This window comes from Bradyrhizobium sp. Cp5.3 (assembly GCF_000426265.1).
GTDB classification, from domain to species: Bacteria; Pseudomonadota; Alphaproteobacteria; order Rhizobiales; family Xanthobacteraceae; genus Bradyrhizobium; species Bradyrhizobium neotropicale.
This window is the reverse complement of the sequence record NZ_AUFA01000001.1, coordinates 598,864-625,006: the sequence shown is the minus strand read 5'-3', so window position 1 is coordinate 625,006 and position 26,143 is coordinate 598,864. Positions and strand designations below refer to the sequence as shown.

General features: G+C 64.3%; 27 protein-coding genes and 1 tRNA gene. 18 read left to right on the top strand and 10 right to left on the bottom strand.

What is annotated here, in order from left to right; all coding sequences use genetic code 11:
• The first annotated feature begins 6 nt into the window (after positions 1 to 6).
• The 6 genes from lptC (at position 7) to ptsN (ending at position 5,838) form a co-directional block, all read left to right on the top strand.
• Positions 7 to 747: an LPS export ABC transporter periplasmic protein LptC gene (gene lptC, locus K289_RS0102875; RefSeq protein ID WP_027550092.1), complete on the top strand. Its 741-nt coding sequence runs from the start codon at positions 7 to 9 to the stop codon at positions 745 to 747.
• Positions 748 to 752: 5 nt separating this feature from the next.
• Complete coding sequence (locus K289_RS0102870; protein ID WP_027550091.1) at positions 753 to 1,463, top strand: LptA/OstA family protein; 711 nt, start codon at positions 753 to 755, stop codon at positions 1,461 to 1,463.
• A 217-nt stretch (positions 1,464 to 1,680) separates the two neighbouring features.
• Positions 1,681 to 2,670 carry an LPS export ABC transporter ATP-binding protein gene (gene lptB / locus K289_RS0102865; protein WP_027550090.1) on the top strand — a complete coding sequence of 330 codons (990 nt, stop codon included), beginning with the start codon at positions 1,681 to 1,683 and terminating at the stop codon, positions 2,668 to 2,670.
• A 194-nt stretch (positions 2,671 to 2,864) separates the two neighbouring features.
• Positions 2,865 to 4,481: an RNA polymerase factor sigma-54 gene (rpoN, locus tag K289_RS0102860; protein WP_027550089.1), complete on the top strand. Its 1,617-nt coding sequence runs from the start codon at positions 2,865 to 2,867 to the stop codon at positions 4,479 to 4,481.
• Between the two features lie 82 nt (positions 4,482 to 4,563).
• Positions 4,564 to 5,163 (top strand): ribosome hibernation-promoting factor, HPF/YfiA family, encoded by a 600-nt coding sequence (gene hpf / locus K289_RS0102855; protein WP_027550088.1) that lies wholly within the window; start codon positions 4,564 to 4,566, stop codon positions 5,161 to 5,163.
• A 213-nt stretch (positions 5,164 to 5,376) separates the two neighbouring features.
• A complete protein-coding gene (ptsN, locus tag K289_RS0102850) occupies positions 5,377 to 5,838 on the top strand; it encodes a PTS IIA-like nitrogen regulatory protein PtsN (protein ID WP_027550087.1) in 462 nt (153 codons plus the stop codon).
• A 105-nt stretch (positions 5,839 to 5,943) separates the two neighbouring features.
• On the opposite strand, the gene K289_RS0102845 is transcribed toward ptsN, so the two are convergent.
• The 8 genes from K289_RS0102845 to K289_RS0102810 form a co-directional block, all read right to left on the bottom strand.
• Entirely contained in the window at positions 5,944 to 6,216 is a 273-nt protein-coding gene (locus tag K289_RS0102845) for a DUF1150 domain-containing protein (protein ID WP_027550086.1), read from the bottom strand.
• Positions 6,217 to 6,266: 50 nt separating this feature from the next.
• Positions 6,267 to 6,692 (bottom strand): Hsp20 family protein, encoded by a 426-nt coding sequence (locus tag K289_RS0102840; protein WP_027550085.1) that lies wholly within the window; start codon positions 6,690 to 6,692, stop codon positions 6,267 to 6,269.
• A 247-nt stretch (positions 6,693 to 6,939) separates the two neighbouring features.
• A complete protein-coding gene (locus tag K289_RS0102835; RefSeq protein ID WP_027550084.1) occupies positions 6,940 to 8,028 on the bottom strand; it encodes a sn-glycerol-3-phosphate import ATP-binding protein UgpC in 1,089 nt (362 codons plus the stop codon).
• Between the two features lie 6 nt (positions 8,029 to 8,034).
• Positions 8,035 to 8,883 carry a sn-glycerol-3-phosphate ABC transporter permease UgpE gene (gene ugpE / locus K289_RS0102830; protein ID WP_027550083.1) on the bottom strand — a complete coding sequence of 283 codons (849 nt, stop codon included), beginning with the start codon at positions 8,881 to 8,883 and terminating at the stop codon, positions 8,035 to 8,037.
• A complete protein-coding gene (ugpA, locus tag K289_RS0102825) occupies positions 8,883 to 9,764 on the bottom strand; it encodes a sn-glycerol-3-phosphate ABC transporter permease UgpA (RefSeq protein ID WP_027550082.1) in 882 nt (293 codons plus the stop codon). The genes ugpE and ugpA overlap by 1 nt, the downstream gene beginning before the upstream one ends.
• A 50-nt stretch (positions 9,765 to 9,814) precedes the next feature.
• Positions 9,815 to 11,134 (bottom strand): sn-glycerol-3-phosphate ABC transporter substrate-binding protein UgpB, encoded by a 1,320-nt coding sequence (gene ugpB, locus K289_RS0102820; RefSeq protein WP_027550081.1) that lies wholly within the window; start codon positions 11,132 to 11,134, stop codon positions 9,815 to 9,817.
• A 293-nt stretch (positions 11,135 to 11,427) separates the two neighbouring features.
• Positions 11,428 to 12,633: a CaiB/BaiF CoA-transferase family protein gene (locus K289_RS0102815; protein ID WP_027550080.1), complete on the bottom strand. Its 1,206-nt coding sequence runs from the start codon at positions 12,631 to 12,633 to the stop codon at positions 11,428 to 11,430.
• A 195-nt stretch (positions 12,634 to 12,828) separates the two neighbouring features.
• A complete protein-coding gene (locus K289_RS0102810; RefSeq protein ID WP_027550079.1) occupies positions 12,829 to 13,254 on the bottom strand; it encodes an organic hydroperoxide resistance protein in 426 nt (141 codons plus the stop codon).
• A gap of 158 nt (positions 13,255 to 13,412) precedes the next feature.
• Here K289_RS0102810 and K289_RS0102805 point away from each other — a divergent pair, with 158 nt between their 5' ends.
• On the top strand, positions 13,413 to 13,874 hold the full coding sequence (locus K289_RS0102805) for a MarR family winged helix-turn-helix transcriptional regulator (protein WP_027550078.1): 462 nt from the start codon (positions 13,413 to 13,415) through the stop codon (positions 13,872 to 13,874).
• Positions 13,875 to 13,933: 59 nt separating this feature from the next.
• On the opposite strand, the gene K289_RS0102800 is transcribed toward K289_RS0102805, so the two are convergent.
• Both K289_RS0102800 and K289_RS0102795 read right to left on the bottom strand, forming a co-directional pair.
• A tRNA-Ala gene (locus tag K289_RS0102800) sits at positions 13,934 to 14,009 on the bottom strand.
• 100 nt (positions 14,010 to 14,109) lie between these two features.
• Positions 14,110 to 14,517 (bottom strand): TIGR02300 family protein, encoded by a 408-nt coding sequence (locus K289_RS0102795; RefSeq protein WP_027550077.1) that lies wholly within the window; start codon positions 14,515 to 14,517, stop codon positions 14,110 to 14,112.
• A gap of 160 nt (positions 14,518 to 14,677) precedes the next feature.
• On the opposite strand from K289_RS0102795, the gene aroA reads away from it, so the two are divergent.
• The 11 genes from aroA (at position 14,678) to K289_RS0102740 (ending at position 26,038) form a co-directional block, all read left to right on the top strand.
• Positions 14,678 to 16,015 (top strand): 3-phosphoshikimate 1-carboxyvinyltransferase, encoded by a 1,338-nt coding sequence (aroA, locus tag K289_RS0102790; RefSeq protein WP_027550076.1) that lies wholly within the window; start codon positions 14,678 to 14,680, stop codon positions 16,013 to 16,015.
• Positions 16,012 to 16,650, top strand: a complete 639-nt coding sequence (gene cmk / locus K289_RS0102785; protein ID WP_027550075.1) for a (d)CMP kinase — start codon at positions 16,012 to 16,014, stop codon at positions 16,648 to 16,650. Before aroA ends, cmk begins: the two co-directional genes overlap by 4 nt.
• Positions 16,651 to 16,915: 265 nt before the next feature.
• On the top strand, positions 16,916 to 18,625 hold the full coding sequence (gene rpsA, locus K289_RS0102780) for a 30S ribosomal protein S1 (RefSeq protein ID WP_027550074.1): 1,710 nt from the start codon (positions 16,916 to 16,918) through the stop codon (positions 18,623 to 18,625).
• A gap of 299 nt (positions 18,626 to 18,924) precedes the next feature.
• The gene (sppA, locus tag K289_RS0102775) at positions 18,925 to 19,905 is read left to right on the top strand and encodes a signal peptide peptidase SppA (RefSeq protein WP_027550073.1); all 981 of its coding nucleotides are present in this window, start codon (positions 18,925 to 18,927) and stop codon (positions 19,903 to 19,905) included.
• A gap of 172 nt (positions 19,906 to 20,077) precedes the next feature.
• Positions 20,078 to 20,383 carry an integration host factor subunit beta gene (ihfB, locus tag K289_RS0102770; protein ID WP_027550072.1) on the top strand — a complete coding sequence of 102 codons (306 nt, stop codon included), beginning with the start codon at positions 20,078 to 20,080 and terminating at the stop codon, positions 20,381 to 20,383.
• Positions 20,384 to 20,455: 72 nt separating this feature from the next.
• Positions 20,456 to 20,848: a lipopolysaccharide assembly protein LapA domain-containing protein gene (locus K289_RS0102765; protein WP_027550071.1), complete on the top strand. Its 393-nt coding sequence runs from the start codon at positions 20,456 to 20,458 to the stop codon at positions 20,846 to 20,848.
• A 66-nt stretch (positions 20,849 to 20,914) separates the two neighbouring features.
• The gene (locus K289_RS0102760; RefSeq protein ID WP_027550070.1) at positions 20,915 to 21,574 is read left to right on the top strand and encodes a phosphoribosylanthranilate isomerase; all 660 of its coding nucleotides are present in this window, start codon (positions 20,915 to 20,917) and stop codon (positions 21,572 to 21,574) included.
• Complete coding sequence (gene trpB / locus K289_RS0102755) at positions 21,571 to 22,812, top strand: tryptophan synthase subunit beta (protein WP_035683608.1); 1,242 nt, start codon at positions 21,571 to 21,573, stop codon at positions 22,810 to 22,812. The genes K289_RS0102760 and trpB overlap by 4 nt, the downstream gene beginning before the upstream one ends.
• Positions 22,809 to 23,645, top strand: coding sequence for a tryptophan synthase subunit alpha (gene trpA, locus K289_RS0102750; protein WP_027550068.1), 837 nt, complete (start codon positions 22,809 to 22,811; stop codon positions 23,643 to 23,645). Before trpB ends, trpA begins: the two co-directional genes overlap by 4 nt.
• A 111-nt stretch (positions 23,646 to 23,756) precedes the next feature.
• A complete protein-coding gene (gene accD, locus K289_RS0102745) occupies positions 23,757 to 24,698 on the top strand; it encodes an acetyl-CoA carboxylase, carboxyltransferase subunit beta (protein WP_027550067.1) in 942 nt (313 codons plus the stop codon).
• Positions 24,695 to 26,038 (top strand): folylpolyglutamate synthase/dihydrofolate synthase family protein, encoded by a 1,344-nt coding sequence (locus K289_RS0102740; protein WP_027550066.1) that lies wholly within the window; start codon positions 24,695 to 24,697, stop codon positions 26,036 to 26,038. The genes accD and K289_RS0102740 overlap by 4 nt, the downstream gene beginning before the upstream one ends.
• Positions 26,039 to 26,143 lie beyond the last annotated feature (105 nt).

Genomic DNA, 26,143 nt, shown 5'->3' with positions numbered 1-26,143 from the left:
GCATTGGTGAACTCGGCCCAGAATCCAACCTACGACGCCGCGCTTGCGGCGAAGTTTGCCAGCGCGGCACGGCACAGCCGCCTCGTCCGGATTCTGCGCATCGCGGTGCCGGCGACGGTGCTCCTCTCCTTGGCTGCGATCATCGGCGTGTCGATCTTCAATCCGTTCCGCATGCTGATGCCGAAACTGCCGCTCGATTCCGGAAACCTGGTGGTGTCGGGCACCAAGATCACCATGGAATCGCCGCATCTTGCCGGCTACACGCCGGACCAGCGGCCCTACGAGCTCTGGGCCAAGACCGCAACGCAGGACATCACCGACCCCGACCATGTCGATCTCTCGGACTTGCGCGCGAAAGTGCTGATGGAAGATCAATCGACCCTGTTCCTCGATGCCCGCACCGGACGGTTCGACAACAAGCAGCAGCAGCTCGACCTCCATAAGGACATCTTCCTGCGTACCTCGACCGGCTACGAGGCGCGGCTCAACTCCGCCTTCGTCGACATGGGCAAGGGCACGGTCTCCTCGGATGACCATGTCGACGTCAAGCTCACCAACGGCACGCTGTCCGCAGACAGGCTGCGCATCGCCGAAGGCGGCGACGTCATCCGCTTCGAGGGCAACGTCGTGATGCATCTGGACAAGCTGAGCACGGATGAGCCGGCTGCTGCTCCGCCTGCACCTGTTGAACCAACCCCGCCGGCGAAAACGCGCACGCCGCAGAACAAGTCTGCCAATTCAAGATGATTTTCATGGCCAAGTTTTTTCAGCGCAGTGCATGCAAGGCTGGCGTGGCCGTCGGCGCGGCTGCATTCGTCTTCGGTGTCGCGCTGATCGCAACGGGCGCGGCACATGCGCAGAGCACCATGCAAGGCGTGCCCAACGCGATGCAGGGCTTTTCGCAGAACCGCGACCAGCCGATCCAGATCGAAGCCGCTTCGCTGGAGATGCGCGACAAGAAGAAGGAGGCGACCTTCGCCGGCAATGTGAAGGTCGTGCAAGGCGACACCACCATGACCTCGAAGACGCTGGTGGTGTTCTACGAATCGGGCGGCGACAAGCCGGCAGCGCCGCAGCCCACGGCGGCGAAGGGTACGAAGTCCGCGCCGATGCAGTCGGCGACGCCGGGTCCGGGCGGCAGCTCCGCGATCAAGCGGCTGGAAGCGCGCGGCAATGTCGTCGTCACCCAGAAGGATCAGGTGGTGACGGGCGAGACCGCCATCTTCGACACCAAGACCAACCTCATCACCATGCTCGGCGGCGTGGTCCTGACGCAGTGCAAGAACGTTCTGCGCGGCGACCGGCTGATGGTCGACATGACCACCGGCGTGTCCCGTGTCGAATCCGACAGCGGCAAGGTGCAGGCTCTCTTGCCGCAGGGCGGCGGCAGCGATTGCGGCGGGGCGGGCAAGCCAGGGGCTGGTCCGCCTCTGCAATTGCCGGGTGCAAGTAAACAAAAGTAAATTCCAAAAGTGAATTCAATCACTTAAATCGGACGCGGGCGATCCGAGGTTGAAGCTTGCCCGACAAGATTGTATCTACCCAACGGGCTTTCGAGGCGGGATCCGCCGCTATCAAGGGTGTCTCCTGGGCAGGAGGCATCCTTTCACTCATGCTGCGCGAGCGAATCGCACACGCGCAGCAGGTCGCGGGATCACCGTGAAAGGCTAGAAGGCGGGGATGGTCGATTTACTCAGCATGTTCCGTCGGCGCCCCGCCAAACGCGGCCGGCCAGGATTCGCGCGTCAGGACATCACCGCGCTCGGCGACAGAGTCGGTGGTCTCATGGCCAGTCCGGTCCGGGATGCGCCGCCGATCGCGCGTGATCAGCCGCTCCAGGCGCCGGACCAGTTCCGCGCCGAGCCGCGGCCGCGTCCGCAACCGGCCCAGCCCGCCCAGGCGGCCGCCAGGCCCAACGGTTCGGGTGGCCCGCAGCTTCTCAGGCGGCCGGGCTTTCTGGCTGTGCATAGCGTGGAGAAGAGCTTTGGCAGCCGCCAGGTCGTGCGCGGCGTCAGCATCTACGTGCGCCGCGGCGAAGCCGTCGGCCTGCTCGGCCCCAACGGCGCCGGGAAGACCACCGTGTTCTACATGATCACTGGCCTGATCAACGCCGATCGCGGCGCGATCGAGCTCGACGGGCACGACGTGACGAAGCTGCCGATGTATCAGCGCGCCCGGCTCGGCATCGGCTATCTGCCGCAGGAAGCCTCGATCTTCCGCGGCCTCACGGTCGAGCAGAACATCCGCGCCGTGCTCGAAGTGGTCGAGCCTTCGCGCAAGAAGCGCGAGCAGCAGCTCGACGCCCTGCTCGACGAATTCAACATCACGCGCCTGCGCAAATCGCCGTCGATCGCGCTGTCCGGCGGCGAACGGCGCCGCGTCGAGATTGCGCGCGCGCTGGCGACGCGTCCGAACTACATGCTGCTCGACGAGCCCTTCGCGGGCATCGATCCGATCGCGGTCGGCGACATTCAGGACCTCGTTCGCCACCTCACCAATCGTGGTATCGGCGTGCTCATCACCGACCATAATGTGCGTGAGACCCTTGGCCTGACCGACCGCGCCTATATCGTTTATGCCGGTGAAATCCTGACCGAGGGCAGTCCGGAGGAGATCGTCAACGACCCGGACGTACGCCGCCTTTACCTTGGCGAGGAGTTCCGCCTCTAAAGCGTTTTCCAGCGAAGTGGACACCGGTTCGCGTGAAGAAAACGCGTCAAAACTAAAAGCCAGAGCCCCCGTTCCGATTTAATCGGAAAGGGGGGGGCTCTAGCCCGATTTTCCATTTCGTCAAGGCGTGTACATCGGGCCCGGACTAGGATAAGCAAAAATCGGACCAAATTTTTGGGAACGGTTCTTGCTTCATGGCGCTGACGCAGAGATTAGAGTTCCGGCAGTCGCAGTCGCTGGTGATGACGCCGCAGTTGATGCAGGCGATCAAGCTGCTGCAACTGTCCAATCTCGATCTCACGACCTTCGTCGAGGAGGAGCTCGAGCGCAATCCGCTGCTGGAACGGGCCAGTGACGAGCCGGCCGGCGGCGAAGCCCCGGCCGAGGCAGCCGAGTTCAACGATTCCGATGAATCGGGCGGCAGCAATGCTGACGAGACAGGCACCGGCGAGGCGTTCGAGCCGGGCCAGGAAGAGTGGATGAGCAAGGATCTCGGCACCCGCGCCGAGATCGAGCAGACGCTGGACACCGGGCTCGACAACGTCTTTTCCGAGGAGCCGGCCGAGGCGGCCGCGCGCAAGGCCCAGGATGCGGCGCCGAGCGTCTATACCGAATGGGGCGGCGGCGCATCCGGCGACGAGGACTACAATCTCGAAGCCTTCGTCGCGGCCGAGACCACACTTTCCGATCATCTCGCCGAGCAGCTCGCGGTGGCCTTCTCCGCGCCCGCGCAGCGCATGATCGGGCAATACCTGATCGACCTCGTCGACGAGGCCGGCTATCTGCCGGCGGATCTCGGCCAGGCCGCCGAGCGGCTTGGCGCATCGCAGCAGGACGTCGAGGAGGTTCTCGCCGTGCTGCAAAAATTCGATCCGCCCGGTGTCTGCGCGCGTAATTTGAGTGAATGTCTCGCGATCCAGCTCCGCGAGCTCGACCGCTACGACCCGGCGATGCAGGCGCTGGTCGAACATCTCGATCTCCTCGCCAAGCGCGATATCGCGGGCCTGCGCAAAGTCTGCGGCGTCGACGACGAGGACATTGCCGACATGATCGGCGAAATCCGAAGGCTCAATCCCAAGCCCGGCATGAAGTTCGGCACGTCGCGCCTGCAGACCATGGTGCCGGACGTCTATGTTCGTCCGGGTCCCGACGGCGGCTGGCAGGTCGAGCTGAACAGCGACACCTTGCCGCGCGTGCTGGTGAACCAGACCTACTATTCCGAGCTGTCGAAGAAGATCGGCAAGGACGGCGACAAGTCCTATTTCACCGACGCTCTCCAGAACGCGACGTGGCTCGTGCGCGCGCTCGACCAGCGCGCCCGCACCATCCTCAAGGTTGCGACCGAGATCGTGCGCCAGCAGGACGGCTTCTTCACGCATGGGGTGGCGCACTTGAGGCCGCTCAATCTCAAGGCGGTTGCCGACGCGATCCAGATGCATGAATCCACGGTGTCGCGCGTCACCGCCAACAAGTACATGGCGACAAATCGCGGCACATTCGAATTGAAATATTTCTTCACCGCCTCGATCGCATCGGCCGATGGCGGCGAGGCGCATTCGGCCGAAGCCGTTCGTCACCACATCAAGCAGCTGATCGACTCGGAAGATCCGTCCGCGATCCTGTCGGATGACACCATCGTGGAACGGTTACGCGCCTCGGGCATTGATATTGCCCGCCGCACGGTCGCGAAGTACCGCGAAGCCATGCGCATTCCCTCTTCGGTGCAACGCCGCCGCGACAAGCAGAGCGCTCTTGGTAACGTCCTCTCCACCGCATCGTCCGATCGCTCCCGCAACACTGAACCGGCCTGATTGCGTCGGCGCCAAATCGCGCTACTCTCAATCCCCCATTGAGACCGATCCAAGCTAGGCCCCCAACCAAGCGAGGCATCACATGACTCTCCGGATCTCGGGAAAAAGCATCAGCGTCGGCGACGCCTTGCGCGGCCGCGTTGCCGACCGAACCGACGAGGTTTTGCGCAAATATTTCGACGGCAATTATTCCGGCCATATCACGCTGAGCAAGGATGGCTTCGGCTTCCGCACCGACTGTGCGCTGCATCTTGATTCGGGAATCACGCTGGAGGCCGATTCGAACGCGCCGGACGCCTATGCCAGCGCCGACCAGGCGCTGCTGATGATCGAGAAGCGGCTGCGCCGCTACAAGAGCCGGCTCAAGGACCGCTCGGCCCGCAAGTCGCATGCCGCCTCCGCTGCGCGCGCCGGGCTCGATGCCACGAGTTACGTCCTGGAGGCGCCGACCGAGGGCGAGGACGAGGTCACCGGCTACAACCCCGTAATCATCGCAGAAGCCAGCACCTCGCTGAAACTGCTGTCGGTCAGCGAAGCCGTCATGGAACTCGACCTCAGCGGCGCCCCCTGCCTGGTGTTCCAGCATGGCTCCTCCGGCCGGGTGAACATCATTTACCGCCGGGCGGACGGCAATGTGGGCTGGATCGACCCGCCGGGGGGCAAGCCGGACGGCAAGGCCTGAAGGCCCGGCGCCCGCCCCCGCGCCCCTTAACAATGACCGGGGCAAAGGCTTACGCGGGAGTTGGCACCGGGATTGCGTTGGAGTAGAAGCGCCCCACATCAGCACCGGGGCTAAGTCCCCCTCCTGCTTCACCTTCTTGACGCCGGCCCGGCGTGGTCACGACCAAGCTGGCCAATTCGGAACCTGACGGTTTAATTCACCTCGGAAAGCTCCATGCCGATTACCGATCTGGTCGCACCCGAGGCGATTCTCCCGGCATTGAAGGTCAACAGCAAGAAGCAGGCCTTGCAGGAACTCGCGGCCAAGGCTGCCGAGCTCACCGGACAGAACGAACGCGCGGTCTTCGAGGTGCTGCTGCAGCGGGAGAAGCTCGGCACCACCGCGGTTGGTTATGGCGTCGCCATTCCGCACGGCAAGCTGCCCAAGCTCGAGAAGATTTTTGGTCTGTTCGCGCGTCTCGATCGCCCGATCGATTTCGAGGCGATGGATGGACAGCCGGTCGATCTCGTCTTCCTCCTGCTCGCGCCGGAAGGCGCTGGCGCCGATCACCTCAAGGCACTGGCCCGCATCGCGCGCCTGTTGCGCGACCAGGACATCGCCAAGAAGCTGCGCGCCTCACGCGATGCGCAGGCGATTTATTCCGTGCTCGCGCTGCCGCCCGCATCCGCGGCGTAACGCGCCAACTCGATCAGAACAGCTCAGTCGAGAAAATGAAAACGGGCACGCCTTCGTGTGAGGGCGTGCCCGCTTGAAATTCTATTGATGCGAAGCGCGTCGCGCTCAGTGCACGCTCACCGCTTGCAGCTCGTTGCTCCAGGCATTGGCGATCGCGGCTTCACGGCTGTCGGTCAGCATGATCGGCGTGCCGTCGGCGGCGTGGAGCGCGAAGAGTTTGAGGCCCGGCGCGATCTTGGGAGCTTCGGGAAACAGGCCCGGCACATCCTCGGAGCGGATCTGCTTCACATAGGCGATATGGCCTTCGCCGAGGGTTGCCAGCGTCTCGGGCGAGAGATTCTTGGCTTCGTATTCGAACGCAACGTGACCTTCACTCATGGTCTCGACTCCTCTGGGAAACTAAGCGGTCGAGTCCGCTACTCGTTCCATTATTCGTGCTCATTGATAGCGATTGTCTTAACGATCCTTTCCGGTTCCGGCCGGGCAAGATCGACCGACAACAGCCCGTTCTTCAGATCCGCACCCAGCACCAGCATCCCCTCCGCCAGCACGAAGGTGCGCTGGAAGTGGCGCGCGGCAATACCGCGATGGATGTATTGCCGGGACTTGTCGTCCTGCTGCCGCCCGCGGATCACGAGCTGGTTTTCCTCAATGGTTACATCGAGTTGGTCGCGGGTAAAGCCGGCGACCGCCAGCGTGATCCGTAAGCGTTCGGGCGCACCGTCAGACCGTTCACACCTCTCGATATTGTAGGGAGGGTAACCGTCGGCGCCTTTGACGACGCGATCGAGCACGCGCTCAATCTCGTCGAAGCCCAGAAGGAACGGACTGGAAAGCGTGGGAACACGAGACATAGTTTACAAAGTCCTCTCGAAGCGACTTTGGTGTTTCAGGGCCCGAAATCGGCACCCCTTGGTCAAGAATATGGTCATATCCCCGTGCGGGTTCAAGCACCTAGCCGGGACCTGTGGATTGGCCGATTCGGGGCGGCGCCAAGTGCCGAATTCGGAATCTCGCGCCATAATCTTAAGATCCGCCCCCACACCGGCTACTTTGCATGGGGTTGTTTTCGATATTTTGATGGACCCGTGACGGAAAGCCTCAGGCCTCGATCCGCTTCCGGCCGTCGCCGCTGAATAGATGCAGCTTCTCGCGCACCGCGGCGACGCGGATCTTCTGGCCGATGGCCGGGGCCTCGGTTCCGGGGATGCGGACGATGACCTCGCCGGGCGGCAGCTCGCCGGGATTGGCGGCGACGCGCTGCTCGTCCTGCTGGCGCGAGCCATAGACGAAGGTCTCGGCCCCGACGCGCTCGATCGCTTCCACGGCGAGCGGAAGCGCAACGCCACCGGCCGGCGCCTGGTCGGTGATGACGAAATCCTCGGGGCGGATGCCGAGGATGCCGGCCTCGGCCGCACGGCCGTCGCCGAGCTGCGACCTGATCTCGTCGGGCCGCGTCGACATCAGGTTCATCGGCGGTGCGCCGATGAAGGAGGCGACGAAGGTCGTGGCCGGCTTCTCGTAGATCGCCAGCGGATTGCCGATCTGCTCGACCTGGCCGCCATTCATCACGACCAGGATGTCGGCGAGCGTCATCGCCTCGAGCTGGTCGTGGGTGACGTAGATCGATGTCGTGTTCAGCCGGCGCTGCAATTTGCGGATCTCGACCCGCATCGCGATGCGCAGCTTGGCATCGAGATTGGAGAGCGGCTCGTCGAACAGGAACACTTTTGGCTGGCGCACGATGGCGCGGCCCATGGCGACGCGCTGGCGCTGGCCGCCGGAGAGCTGGCGCGGCTTGCGCTCCAGCATCGGCGCGAGCTCGAGGATGCGCGCGGCTTCCTCGACGCGGGTCTTGATCTCGGCCTCCGCCATGCCGCGGTTGCGCAAACCGTAGGCCATGTTGTTGTAGACGCTCATATGCGGGTAGAGCGCGTAGTTCTGGAACACCATCGCGATGTCGCGATCGGCGGGCTCGATCTGGTTGACGACACGGCCACCGATGTCGATCTCGCCGCCGCTGACGGTCTCCAAGCCGGCGACCATGCGGAGCAGCGTCGACTTGCCGCAACCGGAGGGGCCGACCAGCACACAGAACTGGCCGTCGCCGACATCGACGTCGACGCCTTTGATCGCCTCGAAGCCGCCGGGATAGGTCTTGCGGACGCTGCGCAGGGTGACGTTAGCCATGAAAACTCACTTCTCCGTCTCGACGAGGCCGCGCACGAACAATTTCTGCATGACGACGACGACGAACACCGGCGGCAGCATCGCCAGCACGGCGGTCGCCATGACGACCGGCCACTCGGTGAGCGCGTCGGTGGTGGTGATCATCTTGCGGATGCCGACCTGGATGGTCTGCATGTCGTCGCGCGTGGTGATCAGAAGCGGCCAGAGATACTGATTCCAGCCGAGGATGAAGAGGATCACGAACAGCGCGGCCATGTTGGTGCGCGACAGCGGCAGCAGCGTATCCCAGAAGAAGCGGAGGGGCCCGGCGCCGTCGATGCGCGAGGCCTCCAGCAACTCGTCCGGCACCGTCATGAAGAATTGGCGGAACAGGAGCGTTGCGGTGGCCGACGCGATCAGCGGCAGCGACAGGCCGGCATAGCTGTCGAGCATGTGCAGGTCGGCGACGATCTTGTAGGTCGGATAGATGCGCACCTCGACCGGCAGCATCAAGGTGATGAAGATGATCCAGAAGATCGGCATCCGGAACGGAAAGCGGAAATAGACGATCGCATAGGCCGAGATGATCGAGATCGCGATCTTGCCGACGGCGATCAGCAGCGCCATCACCAGCGAGTTGAGCATCATGTTGGCGACGGGCTCGCGGGTCGAGCCGCTCGTGCCGACGAAGATGGTCTGGTAGTAGACCTCGAAGAAGTGCCCGCCCGGCAGGAGCGACATCTGCCCGTTCGCGATCAGCGCGTTGTCCTGGGTGGAGGCGACGATGGCGAGATAGACCGGAAATGCGACGATCGCGATCCCGATCCAGAGGATGACGTGGGCGACATAGCGCCGAAAGCCTTCTTCCTCGACCATCAGTAGGTCACCTTGCGTTCGACGAAGCGGAACTGGATTCCGGTGAGCACGATGACGAGGACCATCAGGATGACCGATTGCGCCGCGGAGCTGCCGAGATTTCCGCCGAGCAGTCCGTCGGTATAGACCTTGTAGACCAGTGTTACTGTCGATGTTCCCGGCCCGCCGCGGGTCATGGTGTCGATGATGCCGAAGGTGTCGAAGAAGGCGTAGACGATGTTGACGACCAGCAGGAAGAAGATGGTCGGCGACAGCAGCGGGAAGGTCACGGTCCAGAATCGCCGCATCGGGCGGGCGCCGTCGATCGCTGCCGCCTCGAGCACGCTCTTGGGGATGCTCTGCAGGCCGGCGAGGAAGAACAGGAAGTTGTAGGAGATCTGCTTCCAGGCGGCGGCGAGGATGACCAGCAGCGCGGCCTGGTTGCCGTCGAGCAGCGGATTCCAGTCGATGCCGCCGGCGCGAAGATAGCGCGAGAGCACGCCGAGCGAGGGATGCAGCATGAAGATCCAGAGCACGCCGACCACGGGTGGGGCGACCGCATAGGGCCAGATCAGCAGCGTGCGGTAGAGTGTCGAGCCGCGCAGCGGCTTGTCAGCCATGACGGCGAGCAGCAGCGCGAAAGACAGCGACAAGATGGCGATCGCGAACGAGAAGAAGAAGGTCCGGACGATCGCCTCGAAATAGGCGGGGTCCTTTAACAACTCGATATAGTTCTCGAACCAGACGAAGCTGGTCGACAGACCGAAGGCGTCCTGGAGCAGGAAGGACTGGATCACCGCCTGCGCGGCCGGCCAGTAGAAAAAGATCAGGACGATCGCGAGTTGCGGCGCAACCAGCGCGTAGGGCAATAGCTTTGACTGGAAAATGGCCTGCTTTTGCATGATGTCAGGAGAGCGGCAGGCCACGCATCCGCGGCCCGCCGCTCATCGCCTCACTTGACCGCGGTCTTTTCGAACTGCCGCAGCATCGTGTTGCCGCGCTCGACGGCAGCGTCCAGCGCCTGTTTGGCGGTCTTCTTGCCGGCCAGCGCCTGCTCGATCTCTTCCGACCAGACGTCACGGAGCTGCACCATGTTGCCGAGGCGCAGGCCGCGGGAATTCTCGGTCGGCTCCTTGTTGGTCAGCTCGAGCAGCGGCGTCTCGAGGTAGGGCTGGTCCTTGTAGAAGCCCTCGGCCTTCGCCTTCTCATAGGCCGCCTTGGTGATCGGCAGATAGCCGGAGGCCTTGTGAATATACACTTGGCGATCGGTGTCCGAGAGGAAGGTCAGGAACTTCGCGACACCCTTGTACTCGTCAGCCGATTTGCCGCCCATGATCCAGAGCGAGGCACCGCCGATGATCGAGTTCTGCGGCGCGCCCTTGACGTCCGGGTAGTAGGGCATCGGCGCCGCCGTGAAGGCGAACTTGGCCTGCGCCTTGATGTTAGCGAACAGCGACGACGAGCTCAGGTAGATCGGGCACTCGCCGGAGGTGAAGCGGCCCTCGCCGGTGTTGGTGCGGCCGGCATAGTCGTAGGTCTTGTCTTTCTGCAGCTCGACCAGGTTCTCGAGATGCTTGACCTGAAGCGGCCCGTTGAACTCCAGCACCGTGTCGAAGCCGTCGAGGCCGTTGGCCTTGGTCGAGAGCGGCACGTTGTGCCAGGCGGAGAGCTGCTCGAGATTGACCCAGGTCACCCAGGAGCCGGAGAAGCCGCAAGTGGTGTAGCCGGCAGCCTTGAGCTTCTTGGCATCCTCAAAAACTTCCGGCCAGGTCTTCGGCGGCTCGGCGATACCGGCCTTCTTGAGTGCGTCGAGATTGACCCACGTCACGGTGGACGACGAGTTGAAGGGGAACGACAGCATCTCGCCCTTCGAGGTCGAGTAGTAGCCGGTGATCGCGGGCAGGTAGGCCTTGGGATCGAACTTCTCGCCGGTCTCGGCCATCAGCTTGTAGACCGGTTTGACCGCGCCGGTCGCGGCCATCATGGTTGCGGTGCCGACTTCGAACACCTGCATGATGTGGGGCGCGTTGCCGGCGCGGAAGGCCGCGATGCCGGCGTTCATCGTATCGGGGTAGCTGCCCTTGTAGGTCGGGACGACCTTGTAGTCGCTCTGCGAAGCGTTGAAGTCGTTGGCGAGCTTGACGATGACGTCGTTGTTGGCGCCGGTCATCGCGTGCCACCACTGGATTTCAGTCACCGCCAGCGCCGGCGAGGCGGCCATGCCGAACGTGACTGCAACAGCGGCAGCCGCACCAAAATGTCGAAGAGCCATCAAGAAAACCTCCCTTGGGCCGTCAAAAAGATCGCTTGCGCTAGCAGCGACGTATGACGTTCACATGACTGTGTAAGCGGCCGAAACGAAAGCGGCAAGCGCGGGAAAAGGGAAGCTGTCAAATAGGCGAAGGCGCATCCGGCAGCCGCCGCCGTGCGCGGCGCAGCATTAGGATTGCCGACACGTGCAATGTTGCCGCGAAAGCGGAGTGGGGCCGCAGATTAGCCTCTCCCGCTTGCGGGAGAGGGAGCCGCACTGCCTTTGCGGCTACGCGGGTGCTTATTCCATGAAGCCTAGCGCTTGCGCTCGGGGCCGCAGACCACGCCCTTGGCGACCATCGCGTCGATCTCGGCCTTCGAATATCCGAACTCGCCGAGCACCTCGGCCGAGTGCTGGCTGAATTTCGGCGGCAGGCGGCGCAGGCTCGGCTTGCTGCGGTCGAGCCGGATCGGCGAGGCGACGCCCTTGTACCAGTCCTTCTCGATGACATCGCCGCGGTAGATCGTGTGCGGGTTGGTCAACGCCTGGTCGATCTTCTGCACCGGGCCTGCCGGCAGGCCCGCGGCGAGCAGGCGATTGCAGAGCGGCTCGGCCTCGTGCTGGCTGAACACGGCGGCAAGCTCGGCGCGCAGCGCCTCGCGATTGGCGATGCGGTCCTTGTTGCGGGCAAAGCGCGGATCGGTGCCGAGCTCGGGCTTGCCGATCTCCTTCGCGAGCTTGCGGAAGGTGCCGTCATTGCCGACGCCGATGAAGATGTTGTCGGTCCTGGTCGGGAAGATCGCGTAGGGCACGAGATTGGGATGCTCGTTGCCGGTCAGGCCGGGCGGCTTGCCATGCATGAAATAGTTCGCGGTATGCGGATGCATGATGGCAAGGCCGGTCTCGTACAGCGTGGTCTCCAGGAACTGGCCCTGGCCCGAGCGCTGCCGCTCCGACAGCGCCATCAGGATGCCAATGGCCGCATAGAGGCCGGTGGTGATGTCGACGAGCGGCACGCCGATCCGCATCGGTCCGCTCTCCGGCGAGCCGGTCGCCGCGATCATGCCGGTCATGGCCTGGATGATGGCGTCATAGCCGGGGTTGCCGCCGCGCGGACCGTCGGCGCCGAAGCCGCAGATCCGGCAATGCACGAGGCGCGGGAATTTCTCGCGCAGCACCTCGTTGCCGATGCCCCATTTCTCCAGAGTGCCCGGCTTGAAATTCTCGATCAGGACGTCGGCCGTCTCCAGCATCTTCAGCAGCACTATGCGGCCGCCCTCGGAGGCGAGGTCGAGGCCGATCGAGCGCTTGTTGCGGTTGATGCCGACGAAATAGGCCGCGTCTTCCTCGTGGAAGGGAGGGCCCCATTCGCGCACCTCGTCGCCCGCCGGCGGCTCGACCTTGATGACGTCGGCGCCATGATCGGCGAGGATCTGGGTGCAGTAGGGACCGCCGAGCACGCGCGTGAGGTCGATGACGCGCAGTCCGCTCATTGCGCCGTTAGCGGATTCGGAAGTCATGGCAGCAACCTTCGCTTCAACCCTGTGTCGATCGTTGATCACAGGCCTAGCGAGGTTCGCTCATGCCGGCAATGGCTTCCCGCGTAGAGGCGTATGCGCCGCGGCTTCCCAATCCCGCAGGGTGGCAAATCGAGGGCGAATCAAACTGGAATGGCCGGCCCGAGGGGGATCTCGGGCCGGCCGATCCGCCGTCGATCAGACGACCTTCAGGCGGACATCGACATTGCCGCGGGTGGCGTTGGAATAGGGGCAGACCTGGTGGGCTTTTTCGACCAGCGCCTCGGCCTCCGCACGGGCAAGGCCCGGCAAGGAAATGGCCAGATCGATGTCGAGGCCGAACCCGCCCTCGGAACGCGGGCCGATGCCGACCGTTGAGGTGACGGAGGTGTCAGCCGGGACCTTCGGGCCGCCCTGCGAGGCCACGAACTTCATCGCGCCGATGAAGCAGGCGGCATAGCCGGCCGCAAAGAGCTGTTCGGGATTGTTGCCGGCGCCACCGCCGCCGCCGAGTTCCTTCGGCGTGGTGAGCTTGACGTCGAGGGCGCCGTCGAGGGTTGCGGCATGGCCATCGCGGCCGCCGGTAGCCTTCGCGCTGGTCTTGTAGAGGACATTCACGGACATCATCGTCTCCCTGGGGTTCCGGTTGGGGTGCAATCTTTATTGCAAACAATTAGATTGTACGCAATTGAAATTGCGCGGCCTCACATTTAATTGTTCGCAATTGAATGTGCCGCCACCCCGTCCCACAATGCGGGCAAGCGAATCTCCTGAGGCTCACCATGGTTCGGAAACATTCGGCGGCCGATCAGCCGCTGCGGCTCGATAACCAGATCTGCTTTGCGGTCTATTCGGCCGCCCACGCCTTCAATCGGGTCTACAAGCCGCTGCTCGACCGGCTCGGCCTGACCTATCCGCAATATCTGGTGATGCTGGTGCTGTGGGAGCAGGACGATGTGCCGGTGAAGGACATTGGCGAAAAACTGTTCCTGGACTCCGGGACGCTGACGCCGCTGCTGAAGCGGCTCGAGGCGGCCCATTTGGTGCGGCGCACGCGCTCGAGCGAGGACGAACGTCGGGTGCTGATCGCGCTGACGGCGCAGGGGCACGCATTGAAGGACAAGGCGCGCAGCGTCCCGCAGTCGATCCTGGCCGCGTCCGATTGCTCGGTGTCAGAGCTGGTCGGCATGAAGAACGAGATCGTCGCGCTGCGCGACAGGCTCAATGCGGTGATCGGGGAGTAGGGACTAAGAGAGCCGCTTCTTCGTGAAGGCGCGCGACGCGTAGCCCGAAGGGCGAAGCGTGGTGGAGCCAGGCGGGATCGAACCGCCGACCTCTTGCATGCCATGCAAGCGCTCTCCCAGCTGAGCTATGGCCCCTTAAGTCGTCCAGTTGGGATGATCCTGGTGGATCACTCCCGGCCGCCGAGCCCTAGGTGACTCGCGCGGCTGCACCCTTTTTCACAGATCAGGGTTGATCTCAAGTCTCTTCATCACCTCCGACATCACCAATGATGTCGGTCACGTCCTCATCGCCCTCTTCTTCGTCGGCAATGAAGGTCGAATCATCGTCATCGTCGTCATCGAGGGTCTCGTCGACCTCGATATCCTCCTCCGATTCGGGCACGACCGCCTTGACCTTGCCGGTGTTCTCCTCGGCATCGGCCTCCTCGAGCGAGACCATCTCTTCGGTCTCCGCCGGTTCGGGCGCGGTGTCCTGGGCCATGCTGCGCGCCTCGGCGCCGCGGGTGGCACGCACCGGGGCGATCGGGGCAATCGGCACCACCTCGCCAGTATAGGGCGAGATCACCGGACTCTTGTTGAGGTCATAGAACTTCTTGCCCGTGGTCGGGCAAATGCGTTTGGTTCCGAGTTCGGACTTGGCCACGGCAGGAATCCTGGGAATGTCTGAAAAGCGGTGTTTCACTTGGCTAGTTGGCGGCCCGCTGTCAATAGCGCATTACAGAAGAAAGACATGCCCGTGACGGGGCTCGGACCATGTGGTACCTGCGCCTGTCCCGCGAAGGGGCACATCCAAGGACACAATCTTGACTCATTCCGACCAACCGCGGCCGCTCCAGTCTCGCGCCAGCGGCGCCCTGACCGGGAAAGTACGGGTGCCCGGAGACAAGTCGATTTCCCACCGCGCGCTGATTCTGGGCGCGCTCAGCGTCGGCGAAACCCGGATTTCCGGTCTCCTCGAGGGCGAAGACGTCCTCAACACCGCCAAATCCATGCAGGCGCTGGGCGCCAAGGTCGAGCGCACGGGCGATTTTGCCTGGAACGTGCGCGGAGTCGGGGTCGCAGGCTTCGCCCAGCCCAACGCGCCGCTCGACTTTGGCAATTCCGGCACCGGTTGCCGGCTGGTGATGGGCGCGGTCGCCGGATGCCCGATTTCCGCGGTGTTCGACGGCGACGCCTCGCTCCGCAGCCGTCCGATGCGCCGGATTCTCGATCCGCTCGAAAAGATGGGTGCCAGGGTGGTTTCCGGCGGTGAGGGCGGCCGCCTGCCACTGACAATCCAGGGCGCGCGCGATCCGCTGCCGATCACCTACCAGACCCCGGTTGCGTCGGCGCAGATCAAATCGGCCGTGCTGCTCGCGGGCCTGGCTGCGCCGGGCACGACGACGGTGATCGAGAGCGAGGCGAGTCGCGACCATACCGAGCTGATGCTGAAGCATTTTGGTGCCGACATCACCTCGACGACCGAAGGTACTCACGGCCGCCGCATCACCCTCGTCGGGCAACCCGAGCTGCATGGCGCCGAGGTCGTGGTCCCCGCCGATCCATCCTCGGCCGCTTTTCCGATCGTTGCCGCGCTGATCGCCGAAGGTTCCGACCTCGTGCTGACCGATGTCATGACCAACCCGCTGCGCACCGGCCTGTTCACGACGCTGCGCGAAATGGGCGGCTCGATCGAGGAGAGCGAGGTGCGGGGCGATGCCGGCGAGCCGATGGCGCGCTTGCGCGTGCGGGCCTCGAAACTGCGCGGGGTCGAGTTGCCGCCGGAGCGCGCACCCTCGATGATCGACGAATATCTGGTGCTGGCGGTGGCGGCGTCGTTCGCCGAGGGCACCACCATCATGCGCGGCCTGCACGAGCTGCGCGTCAAAGAATCCGATCGCTTGGAGGCCACGGCCGACATGCTGCGCGTCAACGGCGTGAAGGTCGAGATTTCCGGCGACGATCTGATCGTCGAAGGCCGCGGCCATGTGCCCGGCGGCGGGCTCGTCGCCACCCATATGGACCATCGCATCGCGATGTCGGCGCTGGTGATGGGCTGCGCAGCGGATCAACCGGTGAAGGTCGACGACACCGCCTTCATCGCCACCAGTTTCCCGGATTTCATTCCGATGATGCGCGCGATCGGCGCGGAGTTTTCATGATTATCGCCATCGACGGACCCGCGGCCTCGGGCAAGGGCACGCTGGGCAAACGCCTCGCCCATCATTACGGCTATCGTCACCTCGATACCGGCGTGATCTATCGCGCGGTTGCCTATGCGCTCATGCAATCAGGCCATGACCTTCGCGACGAGGAGGCCGCGGTCGCCGCAGCGCTGGAGCTCGATCCCGAAAAGTTCGGCAATCCCGTCCTGAAGACCCAGAAGGTCGGCGAAGGCGCCTCCGTCGTCTCCGCGATTCCCAGGGTCCGCGAAGTCCTGGTCAACTTCCAGCGACAATTCGCCGCCGACCCTCCGGGGGCGGTGCTCGACGGCCGCGACATTGGAACCGTGATCTGCCCGGACGCCGATGTGAAGATCTTCGTCATCGCCGACCCCAAGGTCCGCGCCCGCCGCCGCACCATGGAGGCGAAGGCGCGGGGCGAGGAGGCCGACGAGGCGGCGGTGCTGGCCGACATTATCCAGCGCGACGAGCGGGACAAGAACCGGCCGATTGCGCCTCTGAAACCGGCCCCGGATGCTTACTTGCTAGATAACTCCCAACTGGATATAGAAGGCGGCGTCCGGGCCGCCATCGACATTATCGAGGCCGTCCGAGCGGGCCGTCCGCGGGGTTAAGCCGCGGCCGTCATTGGAGGAAGCGCCCGCTCCCGCTCCTTGAGGTCGATACTTCGGTTCCCTGTTTGGGGCCGGCGACATCCAGGCTTCGGATCAAGATTTTCCACGTATCGAACGTGCGGGCCAAGCCGGCCCGCTCCTGCTGTTCTCGGCAAAAGCCGGGACGACGAGCGGTCGCTTGAAGGTTTTGCGGACCTTCCGACACTGCACGCACGATACGCCCTTAAACCCACTGGCCGGCGAGACGTCCGCAACTGGAGAACAAATGGCTTCGATTTCTGCTGATACCTATAGCCCCTCGCGCGATGATTTCGCCGCGATGCTCGACGAGTCCTTTGCCGGCGGCAATTTGCAGGAAAGCTCCGTCGTCAAGGGCAAGGTGGTTGCAATTGAAAAGGACATGGCCGTCATCGACGTCGGCCTGAAGACCGAGGGCCGCGTCGCGCTGCGCGAATTTTCGGGCCCCGGCCGTGAAAGCGATCTCAAGGTCGGCGACGAGGTGGAAGTGTTCCTCGATCGCATCGAAAACGCCCTCGGCGAAGCCGTGCTGTCGCGCGACAAGGCGCGCCGCGAAGAGAGCTGGGGCAAGCTGGAGAAGGCGTTCCAGAACAACGAAAAGGTCAACGGCGTCATCTTCAACCAGGTCAAGGGCGGCTTCACCGTCGACCTCGACGGCGCCGTGGCGTTCCTGCCGCGCTCGCAGGTGGACATCCGTCCGATCCGCGACGTTGCGCCGCTGATGAACAACTCGCAGCCGTTCCAGATCCTGAAGATGGACCGCCGCCGCGGCAACATCGTCGTCTCCCGCCGCACCGTGCTGGAAGAGACACGCGCCGAGCAGCGCCAGGAGCTGGTGCAGAACCTCGAAGAGGGTCAGGTCATCGACGGCGTGGTCAAGAACATCACCGATTACGGTGCGTTCGTTGATCTCGGCGGCATCGACGGCCTGCTGCACGTCACCGATATCGCCTGGCGCCGCGTCAACCACCCGACCGAGGTGCTGTCGATCGGCCAGACCGTGAAGGTCAAGATCATCAAGATCAACCACGAGACGCACCGCATCTCGCTGGGCATGAAGCAGCTCCTGGACGATCCGTGGCAGGGCATCGAAGCCAAGTACCCGCTGGGTGCCCGCTTCACCGGCCGCGTCACCAACATCACCGACTACGGTGCGTTCGTCGAGCTCGAGCCGGGCATCGAAGGCCTGATCCACGTCTCCGAGATGTCGTGGACCAAGAAGAACATGCATCCCGGCAAGATCGTTTCGACCTCGCAGGAAGTCGAAGTGCAGGTGCTGGAAGTCGATTCCGTCAAGCGCCGCATCTCGCTCGGCCTCAAGCAGACCATGCGCAACCCGTGGGAGGTCTTCGTCGAAGGTCACCCGACCGGTTCGGTGGTCGAGGGCGAGGTCAAGAACAAGACCGAGTTCGGTCTGTTCCTGGGTCTCGAGGGCGACGTCGACGGCATGGTCCATCTCTCCGACCTCGACTGGAAGCTTCCGGGCGAGCAGGTGATCGACAACTACAAGAAGGGCGACGTGGTGAAAGCCGTGGTGCTCGATGTGGACGTCGAGAAGGAGCGTATCTCGCTCGGCATCAAGCAGCTCGAAGGCGACCCCTTCGCCGAGCCGGGCGATGTCAAGAAGGGCGCGGTCGTGACCTGCGAAGTGCTCGAGGTGAAGGAGAGCGGCATCGAGGTGAAGATCGCCGGTACCGACTTCACCACCTTCATCAAGCGCTCGGAGCTCGCCCGTGACCGCAACGACCAGCGCGCCGAACGCTTTGCCGTCGGCGAGAAGGTCGATGCCCGCGTGATCCAGTTCGACAAGAAGGCCCGCAAGGTCCAGGTGTCGATCAAGGCGCTCGAAGTCGCCGAAGAGAAGGAAGCCATCGCGCAGTACGGCTCCTCCGATTCGGGTGCGACGCTCGGCGACATTCTCGGCACCGCGCTCAAGAACCGCGGCGAGAACAAGTAAGCGAAACGCTTGCGTCGCAAAGATCAAAGCCCCGGCGACCCGCCGGGGCTTTTTTGCGTCCGTAGCCCGGATGAAGCGCAGCGAAATCCGGGGGCGTTCCGCGATTGAAGGCATCCCGGATTGCGTTGCGCTCCATCCGGGCTACGCGGCTTCCAAAACTCGGTCGTCGTCCCGGCCTTCTAGGACGACAGCAAGAAGCCTTCATTTCTTCAAATTGCGCCGCAATTGATGTATCCAGATAATCAAATGGTCACGCTGTGACGGCACAACGCGCCTGACCTTTATTTGGAGATTTTTCGATGTCGCTCGATTCGGACATCATCGTCGATCGGCGCAGGATCCGTCGCAAGCTGACGTTCTGGCGTGTCATGGCCGCGGTGATCGCGGTCGCGGCGATCGCGGGCTTCGCCCTGATCGCAACGCCCGGCGCGCGTGGCACCTTCGCGTCCGCCGGCTCGATCGCGCGGGTGCAGATCGAGGGGCTCATCCGCAGCGACGCCGAGCGCACGCGCGCACTGGAGCGGCTGGAGAATTCACAGGCCGCGGCCGTCATCGTTCACATCAATTCGCCCGGCGGCACCACCGCCGGTTCCGAACAGCTCTATGATTCGCTGACGCGGCTCAAGGCCAAGAAGCCGCTGGTCGTGGTGGTCGAAGGTCTCGCGGCCTCCGGCGGCTACATCACCGCCATCGCGAGCGACCACATCATCGCCCAGCAGAGCTCGCTGGTCGGTTCGATCGGCGTGCTGTTCCAGTACCCCAATGTCGCCGAGCTGTTGAAGACCCTCGGCGTCAAGGTCGAGGAGGTGAAATCCTCGCCGCTGAAGGCCGCGCCCAACGGTTTCGAGCCGACCAGCCCCGAAGCGCGCGCCGCGCTCGATGCTCTGGTGAAGGACTCCTACGCCTGGTTCAAGGGACTGGTGAAGGAACGGCGTGGCATGGACGACACGCAGCTCGATAAAGTTGCCGACGGCCGTGTCTTCACTGGTCGGCAGGCGATCGATCTCAAGCTGATCGATCAGCTTGGTGACGAAAAGACGGCCGTGGACTGGCTCGTCGAGCAGAAGGGCGTGAAGAAGGGCCTTTCGGTCCGTGACTATAAGCTGGAGTCCCGCTTCGGCGATCTGTCGCTGTTCAAGGCGACCGCGGTCGTCACGCTCGAAGCGCTTGGATTCGGCTCGATTGCGCACCAGATCGGGCAGACTGGCGTCGTGCAGGCGGTCGATCGGCTCGGAATGGACGGAATGCTGGCCCTTTGGCAGCCGGCAGCGTCGAATTGACGGGAACCAGGCGTGTCCTTTGGGATTTACCCGTTGAACGAGTGCCGTGACAGCCCGCTTTTTTGGTGTTTGTCACGCACTTTCCCATCCGCCATCCCTCATTTAGCGTCTTGACAGTTCAACGTATTTTCACGGAAATGGTTGTCCGCACGCTCCCGGGTCCTATCTCTCGATGATCAAATCCGAACTTGTTCAGCGTATCGCCGAGCACAACCCGCATCTTTACCAGCGGGATGTCGAGAACATTGTGAACGCGATTCTCGAAGAGATCGTCGCGGCCCTTGCGCGCGGTGATCGCGTCGAGCTGCGCGGTTTCGGCGCTTTCTCGGTGAAACACCGCCCGGCACGCGCCGGCCGCAATCCACGTACCGGCGCCCATGTGCCTGTCGACCAGAAGAGCGTTCCGTTCTTCAAGACCGGCAAGGAAATGCGCGAGCGGCTGAACCGCGACGACCCGGATCCCGGTGCCGCCGATTAAAGGCTGTCGTCCGGATTTAACCGAACGGCCGCATGATGGGGCCGTAAGCTTGATTCAAGGCGAGCGATCGCGATGCGAAAGTTTCTGACCGCGCTGGTCGTGATTCCGCTGGGCTTCGTCCTGGTCGACTTCGCCATTGCCAACCGGCACTTCGTCACAGTCTCCTACGATCCCCTGATTTCGGACGACTCGTCATTGTCGTTCTCGTTGCCGCTGTTCCTGCTCCTGATCGTCGTGGGCGTGCTGGGCGTGGTGGCGGGCGGCTCAGCCGTCTGGCTCGCCCAGGGGCGGTGGCGGCGTGCGGCGCGCCGGAACGAGGCCGCGGCGCGGTCCGCCAGGGCCGAGCTGGCCGACCTGCGCGCGGCCGCGGCTCCGGCAAAGCCCGATCCGCAGCGCCTCCCGGTCCCCTCCGGGGCCGGCCTTTACGGCCCCGTCGGGCGAGACAAGCAGCGCGCGACGTTGTAGAAGCGGCCGCAACCGAAAACCCTGTTTTCCGGCCGCGGACGCGCGGCCTCCACCCGTTTTGAGACCATGCCCCTGCTCGTCAAGATCTGCGGCCTGTCAACGCGCGAGACGCTTCAAACGGCGCTCGACGCGGGCGCCGACATGGTGGGGTTCGTGTTCTTTCCGCCGTCGCCGCGGCATCTCTCGCTGGAACTGGGGCGCGATCTCGGCCGGCAGGTGAAGCAGCGCGCGCTGAAGGTGGCGCTCACGGTTGATGCCGATGATGCGACGCTCGACAACATCCTGGACGCGCTGGCGCCGGACATTTTCCAGCTCCACGGCAAGGAGAGCGTCGCGCGGCTGCGCGACATCAAGCAGCGATTCGGCCGCCCGGTGATGAAGGCCGTGCCGGTCGAGACCGCGGCTGATCTTGCCGCACTGCCCGGCTACGCCGCGGTCGCCGATCGCATCCTCTTCGATGCACGCGCGCCGAAGGACGCCACGCGGCCAGGCGGCTTGGGTGCGCCGTTCGACTGGCATCTGCTCGAAAATCTCAAGCTCGCGCTGCCCTACATGGTCTCGGGCGGCCTGCATGCCCAGAACGTCGCGGAAGCCCTGCGCATCACCCGTGCCGGCGGCGTCGACGTGTCCTCCGGTGCCGAGAGCGCCCCCGGCGTCAAGGATCCGGAGCTGATCGAGGCCTTCATTCGCGCCGCGCGCACCACCCAAGAGTTGAGCGTTCGATGAGTATCGCCAAAAATACCGCCAAGACTCCCGCCAAGCCAAATTCCTATCGCAGCGGTCCCGACGAGCGCGGCCATTTCGGCATCTTCGGCGGACGGTTCGTCGCCGAAACCCTGATGCCGCTGATCCTCGACCTGGAGAACGCCTACAACGAGGCCAAGGCGGACCCGGCCTTCCAGGCCGAGATGAACGGCTATCTCAAGCACTATGTCGGCAGGCCTTCGCCGATCTATTTCGCCGAGCGCCTGACCGAGCATCTCGGCGGCGCAAAAATCTATTTGAAGCGCGAGGAGCTCAACCACACCGGCTCGCACAAGGTGAACAACGTGCTCGGCCAGATCATGCTGGCGCGGCGCATGGGCAAGAAGCGCATCATCGCCGAGACCGGCGCCGGCCAGCACGGCGTCGCGACCGCGACGCTGTGCGCGCGGTTCGGGCTCGAATGCGTGGTCTACATGGGCGCCGTCGACGTCGAGCGGCAGCAGCCCAACGTCATCCGCATGGAGATGCTGGGCGCGAAAGTGTTCCCGGTGCAGTCGGGCACGCGCACGCTGAAGGACGCGATGAACGAGGCGCTGCGCGACTGGGTCACCAACGTGCACAACACATTCTACTGCATCGGCACGGTGGCGGGGCCGCACCCCTATCCGACGCTGGTGCGCGACTTCCAGTCGGTGATCGGCAACGAGACCAAGGTGCAGATGCAGGAGGTCGAAGGCCGCCTGCCGGATTCGCTGGTCGCCTGTATCGGCGGTGGGTCGAATGCCATGGGCCTGTTCCATCCGTTCCTCGATGACCCTTCCGTCGAGATCTTTGGCGTCGAAGCCGCGGGCCACGGGCTCACGCAGCTGCATGCGGCGTCGATCGCGGGCGGCCGTCCCGGCGTGCTGCATGGCAACCGCACCTATCTTCTGATGGACGAGGACGGCCAGATCCAGGACGCGCATTCGATCTCGGCCGGTCTCGATTATCCCGGCATCGGCCCCGAACATTCCTGGCTGCACGAGATCGGCCGCGTGAACTATCTCTCCGCGACCGATGATGAGGCGCTCGCGGCCTTCCAGCTGCTGTCGCGCCTCGAAGGCATCATCCCCGCACTCGAGCCAGCTCACGCCATCGCCAAGGTGATGGAGCTCGCGCCGAAGCGGCCGAAAGATCACCTGATGGTCGTCAATCTCTCCGGCCGCGGCGACAAAGACGTGCCGCAGGTCGGCGACATCCTGAAGGGCAAGACCAAGTGACCACGCGTATCGACACCCGTTTTGCCGAGCTGAAGAGGGCGGGCCGCTCGGCCTTCGTGACCTTCCTGATGGCCGGCGATCCAGATCCGGCAACCTCGCTCGAGATCATCAAGGCGCTGCCGAAGGCGGGCGCCGATGTGATCGAGATCGGCATGCCCTTCACCGATCCGATGGCCGACGGCCCGTCGATCCAGGCAGCGGGCCTGCGCGCGCTCAAGGCCGGCATGACGCTGAAGAAGACGCTCGATCTGGTGCGCGGCTTCCGCAAGGACGACAATGCGACGCCGATCGTGCTGATGGGCTACTACAATCCGATCTACATCTACGGCGTCGACAAGTTTCTCGCCGATGCCAAGACCGCCGGCGTGGACGGTCTCATCATCGTCGACCTGCCGCCGGAGGAAGACGACGAGCTCTGTCTGCCCGCGATGAAGGCCGGCCTCAACTTCATTCGCCTGGCGACGCCGACCACCGACGACAAGCGCCTGCCGGCGGTGCTCGCCAACACTTCGGGCTTTGTCTACTACGTCTCGATCACCGGCATCACCGGTGCAGCGGCCGCGGACTCCACGGCCGTGAGCGAGGCAGTTGCCCGCATCAAGCGGCACACCAAGCTGCCGGTCTGCGTCGGCTTCGGCATTCGTACGCCGGAAGCTGCTCGCGCCATCGCTTCGCATGCCAACGGTGCGGTCGTCGGCACCGCGCTGGTCGATGCACTCAAGAACAGCCTCGATGCCGAGGGGCGGGCGACCAGCAAGACCGTTAACGCCGTTGCCGAGCTGACGGCATCCCTGGCCCAGGGTGTCAGGGGCGCGCAGCAGGCGGCGGAGTAGGCCATAATTCCGCTCGCAAGGCGGACGACACGGCGGCTTGCCGGGGCAAGTTTCGGCGGCCATATATCCCTTCAGGCTCTCCCAGCGCGGGATGGCTAATCGGAGCAAACCATGAACTGGCTTACCAATGTGGTCCGGCCGAAGATCCGCAACATGCTGCGGCGGGAGACGCCGGAGAATCTGTGGATCAAGTGTCCGGATTCCGGGCAGCTCGTGTTCTACAAGGACGTCGAGGCCAACCAGTTCGTCATCCCCGGCTCGAACTACCACATGCGCATGGGCGCGGTGGCGCGGTTGAAGTCGATCTTCGACAACGAGACCTGGTTCGACGTGGCGTTGCCCGAGGTCACCCCCGATCCGCTCAAGTTCCGCGACGAGAAGAAGTATGTCGATCGCATCAAGGATGCGCGTGCGCGCACCAATTTGAACGACGCGATCAAGGTCGGCTACGGCAAGCTTGAAGGCGCGGCCGTCGTCGTCGCCGTGCAGGATTTCGATTTCATGGGCGGCTCGCTCGGCATGGCCGCAGGCGAAGCCATCGTGCGCGGGCTCGAGCTCGCGGTCGAAAAGAAGTCGCCCTTCATCGTGTTCGCCGCGAGCGGTGGCGCACGGATGCAGGAAGGCATTCTGTCGCTGATGCAGATGCCGCGCACGACCGTCGCCGTGCAGATGCTCCGCGAGGCAAAGCAGCCCTATATCGTCGTGCTGACCAACCCCACCACCGGCGGCGTCACGGCATCCTATGCGATGCTCGGCGACGTGCAGATTGCCGAGCCCGGCGCGCTGATCGGCTTTGCCGGTGCGCGCGTGATCGAGCAGACGATCCGCGAAAAGCTCCCCGAGGGCTTCCAGCGCGCCGAGTATCTCAAGGAGCACGGCATGGTTGACATGGTCGTGCACCGCCATGACCTCCGTCCGACGCTCGCGCGGCTCTGCCGCCTGCTGACGAAATCGCCGGCGCTGGAGACTGCATCGAAGCCGACGCAGCCGGTGGTAAGCCCGGCGCAGATCGTAGCGGCCCCCGAGGTGGCGCCGGCCGCGCCGCACGCGTGAACGCCTCCGCCGACAGCGCGAAGCCGTCGCTCGGTGAACTGATCGGGCGGCTTTCGGCCCTGCATCAGAAACGCATCGATCTCGGCCTCGAGCGGATGCATCGTCTGCTCGAGCGGCTCGGCCATCCCGAGCGCAAGCTCCCACCGGTGATCCACATCGCCGGCACCAATGGCAAGGGTTCGACGCTTGCCTATCTGCGCGCGATGCTGGAGGCCGCAGGCCTGCGCGTCCACGCCTATACCTCGCCCTATCTCGTGCGGATCAACGAATGCTTCCGGCTCGGCCGCCTCAGCGGCGGCGTGCTCGTTGGCGATGACGAATTGCGCGCCGCGCTCGAACAGGTCGAGCGCGTCAATGCCGGCGAGGCCGCAACGGTCTTCGAGCTCAAGACTGCCGCCGCTTTCCATCTGTTCGCGCAGAATCCGGCCGATGTCGTGCTGCTCGAAGTCGGCCTCGGCGGCCGGCTCGACTCGACCAATGTCGTCGATGCGCCCGCGGCCTGCGTGATCACGCCGATCAGCATGGATCACATGGATTTCCTTGGGCCTACCCTGGCCTCGATTGCCGCCGAGAAAGCCGCGATCATCAAGCGCGGCGTGCCCGTGGTGTGCGCCGAGCAGGCGCCGGAGGCGATGGCCGTGATCGACGCCCAGGCCAAGCGCATGCGTGCGCCGCTGTTCGCCGCCGGCGAGAGCTGGCATGTCAATGTCGAGCACGGGCGGCTGGTCTATTCCGACGATCGCGGCCTGATGGATCTCGCGGCGCCGCGCCTGTTTGGCCGCCACCAGTTCGACAATGCCGGCCTTGCGATCGCGACGCTGCGTGCCACCAACGCGTTCAAGATCAATCATGCCGCGTTCGAAGCCGGCATCGTCGGCGCCGAATGGCCGGCGCGGATGCAGCGCATCACCTCGGGCGAGCTGCTCGGCTGGGGACCGCAGGGGTCGGAGATCTGGCTCGATGGCGGGCACAATGCCGAGGGCGGGCGCGTCGCGGCCGCCGCGCTCGGCGATCTCGAGGAGCGGGTGTCGCGGCCTCTGGTCGTCATCGCCGGCATGATGGCCAACAAGGACGCGCAGGGTTTTCTGGGCAATTTCGCCGGCCTCACCCGCCACATCATCGCGGTGTCGATCCCTGACACCGAGAATGCGATGCCGGTCGACCGCCTCGCGGACGCCGCGCGCGGCTTCGGCATGCGCGTCGAGATCGCGCCGGGCATCGAGGCCGCGCTGCGCGCGTTGTCGCGACTCGCCTATGAGGTGCCGCCGCGCATCCTGATCACCGGCTCGCTCTATCTCGCCGGCCACGTGCTCGCCATCAACGGCACGCCTCCTGCATAGTCTCTCGCGTCCCGGACAAGGTGCAGCGCGTTAGCGATGCACCGCAGATCCGGGACCCAGGGGCCACATGGGCTCCGGCTCAGCAGCGCATCGTTTCACGCTGCG

Excerpts from the sequence above, each read along its gene's own strand:
- K289_RS0102870 (WP_027550091.1), top strand. The coding sequence starts at position 753 with ATGGCCAAGTTTTTTCAGCGCAGTGCATGCAAGGCTGGCGTGGCCGTC.
- lptB (WP_027550090.1), top strand. The coding sequence starts at position 1,681 with ATGGTCGATTTACTCAGCATGTTCCGTCGGCGCCCCGCCAAACGCGGC.
- rpoN (WP_027550089.1), top strand. The coding sequence starts at position 2,865 with ATGGCGCTGACGCAGAGATTAGAGTTCCGGCAGTCGCAGTCGCTGGTG.
- hpf (WP_027550088.1), top strand. The coding sequence starts at position 4,564 with ATGACTCTCCGGATCTCGGGAAAAAGCATCAGCGTCGGCGACGCCTTG.
- ptsN (WP_027550087.1), top strand. The coding sequence starts at position 5,377 with ATGCCGATTACCGATCTGGTCGCACCCGAGGCGATTCTCCCGGCATTG.
- K289_RS0102845 (WP_027550086.1), bottom strand. The coding sequence starts at position 6,216 with ATGAGTGAAGGTCACGTTGCGTTCGAATACGAAGCCAAGAATCTCTCG.
- K289_RS0102840 (WP_027550085.1), bottom strand. The coding sequence starts at position 6,692 with ATGTCTCGTGTTCCCACGCTTTCCAGTCCGTTCCTTCTGGGCTTCGAC.
- K289_RS0102835 (WP_027550084.1), bottom strand. The coding sequence starts at position 8,028 with ATGGCTAACGTCACCCTGCGCAGCGTCCGCAAGACCTATCCCGGCGGC.
- ugpE (WP_027550083.1), bottom strand. The coding sequence starts at position 8,883 with ATGGTCGAGGAAGAAGGCTTTCGGCGCTATGTCGCCCACGTCATCCTC.
- ugpA (WP_027550082.1), bottom strand. The coding sequence starts at position 9,764 with ATGCAAAAGCAGGCCATTTTCCAGTCAAAGCTATTGCCCTACGCGCTG.
- ugpB (WP_027550081.1), bottom strand. The coding sequence starts at position 11,134 with ATGGCTCTTCGACATTTTGGTGCGGCTGCCGCTGTTGCAGTCACGTTC.
- K289_RS0102815 (WP_027550080.1), bottom strand. The coding sequence starts at position 12,633 with ATGACTTCCGAATCCGCTAACGGCGCAATGAGCGGACTGCGCGTCATC.
- K289_RS0102810 (WP_027550079.1), bottom strand. The coding sequence starts at position 13,254 with ATGTCCGTGAATGTCCTCTACAAGACCAGCGCGAAGGCTACCGGCGGC.
- K289_RS0102805 (WP_027550078.1), top strand. The coding sequence starts at position 13,413 with ATGGTTCGGAAACATTCGGCGGCCGATCAGCCGCTGCGGCTCGATAAC.
- cmk (WP_027550075.1), top strand. The coding sequence starts at position 16,012 with ATGATTATCGCCATCGACGGACCCGCGGCCTCGGGCAAGGGCACGCTG.
- rpsA (WP_027550074.1), top strand. The coding sequence starts at position 16,916 with ATGGCTTCGATTTCTGCTGATACCTATAGCCCCTCGCGCGATGATTTC.
- sppA (WP_027550073.1), top strand. The coding sequence starts at position 18,925 with ATGTCGCTCGATTCGGACATCATCGTCGATCGGCGCAGGATCCGTCGC.
- ihfB (WP_027550072.1), top strand. The coding sequence starts at position 20,078 with ATGATCAAATCCGAACTTGTTCAGCGTATCGCCGAGCACAACCCGCAT.
- K289_RS0102765 (WP_027550071.1), top strand. The coding sequence starts at position 20,456 with ATGCGAAAGTTTCTGACCGCGCTGGTCGTGATTCCGCTGGGCTTCGTC.
- K289_RS0102760 (WP_027550070.1), top strand. The coding sequence starts at position 20,915 with ATGCCCCTGCTCGTCAAGATCTGCGGCCTGTCAACGCGCGAGACGCTT.
- trpB (WP_035683608.1), top strand. The coding sequence starts at position 21,571 with ATGAGTATCGCCAAAAATACCGCCAAGACTCCCGCCAAGCCAAATTCC.
- accD (WP_027550067.1), top strand. The coding sequence starts at position 23,757 with ATGAACTGGCTTACCAATGTGGTCCGGCCGAAGATCCGCAACATGCTG.